The sequence below is a fragment of the Acinetobacter stercoris genome (assembly GCF_900323515.1).
Classification (GTDB): domain Bacteria; phylum Pseudomonadota; class Gammaproteobacteria; order Pseudomonadales; family Moraxellaceae; genus Acinetobacter; species Acinetobacter stercoris.
In genome coordinates this window covers 1-2,759 of record NZ_OOGT01000313.1, presented here as the reverse complement: position 1 = coordinate 2,759, position 2,759 = coordinate 1, and the positions used below count along the sequence as shown (strand labels likewise).

General features: G+C 36.1%; 4 protein-coding genes. 1 reads left to right on the top strand and 3 read right to left on the bottom strand.

Annotated elements, in window-relative coordinates; genetic code table 11:
- Positions 1–156 precede the first annotated feature (156 nt).
- From KPC_RS18915 to hisB, 3 genes are all read right to left on the bottom strand, one after another.
- Positions 157–684, bottom strand: coding sequence for a DUF805 domain-containing protein (locus KPC_RS18915; protein ID WP_121975870.1), 528 nt, complete (start codon positions 682–684; stop codon positions 157–159).
- 356 nt (positions 685–1,040) lie between these two features.
- On the bottom strand, positions 1,041–1,658 hold the full coding sequence (gene hisH, locus KPC_RS18910; protein WP_121975869.1) for an imidazole glycerol phosphate synthase subunit HisH: 618 nt from the start codon (positions 1,656–1,658) through the stop codon (positions 1,041–1,043).
- Complete coding sequence (hisB, locus tag KPC_RS18905) at positions 1,659–2,252, bottom strand: imidazoleglycerol-phosphate dehydratase HisB (protein ID WP_121975868.1); 594 nt, start codon at positions 2,250–2,252, stop codon at positions 1,659–1,661. It abuts the gene before it with no gap.
- Positions 2,253–2,342: 90 nt separating this feature from the next.
- Between hisB and KPC_RS18900 the strand changes: the two genes are divergently transcribed.
- Positions 2,343–2,720 (top strand): GNAT family N-acetyltransferase, encoded by a 378-nt coding sequence (locus tag KPC_RS18900; protein ID WP_121975867.1) that lies wholly within the window; start codon positions 2,343–2,345, stop codon positions 2,718–2,720.
- Positions 2,721–2,759 lie beyond the last annotated feature (39 nt).

Genomic DNA, 2,759 nt, shown 5'->3' with positions numbered 1-2,759 from the left:
TTAATGTATTTTATAAACAAAGACTTATTTGTTATATTAAATCCTGAATGGTTTATCAAGCAAGCTAATTTTAAGAATTAAATGATCGCATAGCCAACCAGGTTGCTAATGGAAAGTAGACCTATATTGAATAGGTCTATAAAATATTAAATTGAATTATTCTTGATCAGAATTTGTTTCAATAATAGTGGTACTGGATTCAGTGATTGAGTTCATATATGACGGTAGAGCAATTGCTGCAATAATGCTGATGACAATCACTACGAGATAAACCCAGGCAAGAATTTTTTCCCAACCTAATGTTTGGCGTGGAGCACCATAATTATTTGTACCTGGTGTGCCAGGTGCAAAGAGTGCGTATAGTGCAAAAATGATGTTGACCAAAGGAACAAGGATTAATAAAGATAACCATCCTGATTTATTTAGATCGTGGATACGGCGGATCAAAAAGATAATACTGAAGTAAATGGTAATCAAGTATATGATTACTAAAATAATTAATCCTGCTGCTGAAATGCCATTTTCTCCAATAGAAAGTAGCGGTATAGGAATGATAAAAGAAATAAGGTAAAAAACTATACTTATACTTAAGCCTATTAGACAGTTCCATGCCAGATAAGAAAGCCTTCCAAATCTGCCATTAGGACTCAGAGGTTTATAATTATTTTGTGAAATTTGATTCATTTATTTTTCCTTATTAAAATGATATTAAGAAATTTTTAACAATCATTGAGCGTAAATATTAATGTTAAATTTGTATAAAAAACAAGCATATTATTTAAAATAATCGTTTAAATTTTTAGTCATAATTTTGATTAGTAGAAAGCATGTTTTGCCTTTTCCTAAAAATCTTCTTCAATATACAGAATATGAAGCGAGATAAAATTGATGATAGGCTAAAAATCGGCTTAATAGTCGATATTGAATATGTTATTAAAAATAATAATGAAATCTAGAGTTTAAAATTATAAATAAAAATTAAATATAGGTGAAACAAAGATCAAGCTAAAGCGGGTTAGCTTGATCTGTAATATAGTGCGTTAAATATTCCATTCAACAAAGTTTTTAAGTAATTGCAATCCAGCTGTATGGCTTTTTTCAGGATGGAACTGGGTAGCGAACAAATTATCCTTGTGCAATGCAGTACAAAAATTCACACCATAATCACATGTTGCAGCAATAATATGGCTATCTTTCGGTTCTACATAGTAGCTATGTACAAAGTAGAAGCGTGTATCCTGATCAATATTTTTCCACATTGGATGGTTGGGATCGCTTTGCTGTACCTGATTCCAGCCCATATGAGGAACTTTTAAACCATCCATTTCAGGAAAATGCTTTACAACACCTTCGAAAATACCAAGCGCATCGACACCACCATTTTCTTCAGATGTTTGCATCAATGCTTGCATGCCTACACAAATGGCTAAAACAGGTTTATTAAACGCAGCATTTTTAACGACATCATCAATACCTGCTGCATGCATACCTTGCATGCAATCACGCATGGCACCTACACCTGGAAATACGATTTTATCTGCTTGCGCGATCAGTTTAGGGTCATTGGTTACATCAACAGTTGCGCCAACATATTCAAGCGCTTTAGCTGCAGAGTGGAGATTTCCCATGCCATAGTCAAGTAGGGCAATACGCGTCATTTAAAGTGTTCCTTTAGTTGAAGCAACAGTATTTTCTGCACGTGGATCGATTTCACAAGCCATACGGAGAGCACGGGCAAATGCCTTGAATACACTTTCAATCTGATGGTGGCTGTTTTTACCTTTCAAATTGTCGATATGCAAAGTTATGAGTGCATGGTTTACAAAGCCCTGGAAAAATTCTGAAAATAAATCAACATCGAAAGTACCAATGCGGGCACGGGTGAAAGGAATATCCATCCATAAACCAGGGCGACCAGATAAATCAACAACAACACGGCTCAAAGATTCATCTAAGGGTGCATAAAAATGACCATAGCGTCGCAGTCCTTTTTTGTTGCCCAATGCCTGAGCAAAAGCTTGACCAAGCGTGATTCCACAATCTTCTACTGTATGGTGATCATCAATTTCCAGATCGCCGTCACAATGAATATCAATATCAAATAGACCATGTCGCTTGATTTGATCGATCATATGATCTAAAAAGGGTACACCAGTATTGAGAGTGCCTTGACCAGTACCATCAAGATTCACACGAACTTTGATTTTTGTTTCGTTAGTGTTTCTTACCACTTCACTGATACGCTCTGTCATAGACACGTTCCTCAAAAACGTTAAAAATGATGATGTAAATTCGCTGTCACGAAAATGACAGCATATTAGATTGCTCAGGAGGGTTAATCAATGCCTATTACCGTACATGCTAAAACTTCTATTGAAAATAATGAAGTTCGAGATCAACTTGAGCGTCTGTACGATACCAGCCCGGAATTTAGTGATGGGGCAGATGCCATTGAACAACTCGAGCAAAACCTGACTCAGTATACCTTACTTTATACAGCAGAATTTAATACAAAAATTATTGGTGCACTTTGGTCTACTGGACAAGGGGATAGTAGAACACTTGAAAATATAGTGGTACATCCAGCAAATCGTGGCCGGGGTGTAGCTGAACGCCTTGTGAGTGAGGTTTGCAGATTAGAAGAGGAAAGAGGGGTTCAAACATTTGAGCCTGGTTGTGGAGCGATACATCGTTGTTTGGCACACATTGGCAAGATTTAATTTAATAAGTAATATAATGTTTAAAAGCAGCTTTCGGGC

Bases quoted from the DNA above. Each gene is read 5' to 3' on its own strand.
- hisH (WP_121975869.1), bottom strand. From the start codon at position 1,658: ATGACGCGTATTGCCCTACTTGACTATGGCATGGGAAATCTCCACTCT.
- KPC_RS18900 (WP_121975867.1), top strand. From the start codon at position 2,343: ATGCCTATTACCGTACATGCTAAAACTTCTATTGAAAATAATGAAGTT.
- hisB (WP_121975868.1), bottom strand. From the start codon at position 2,252: ATGACAGAGCGTATCAGTGAAGTGGTAAGAAACACTAACGAAACAAAA.
- KPC_RS18915 (WP_121975870.1), bottom strand. From the start codon at position 684: ATGAATCAAATTTCACAAAATAATTATAAACCTCTGAGTCCTAATGGC.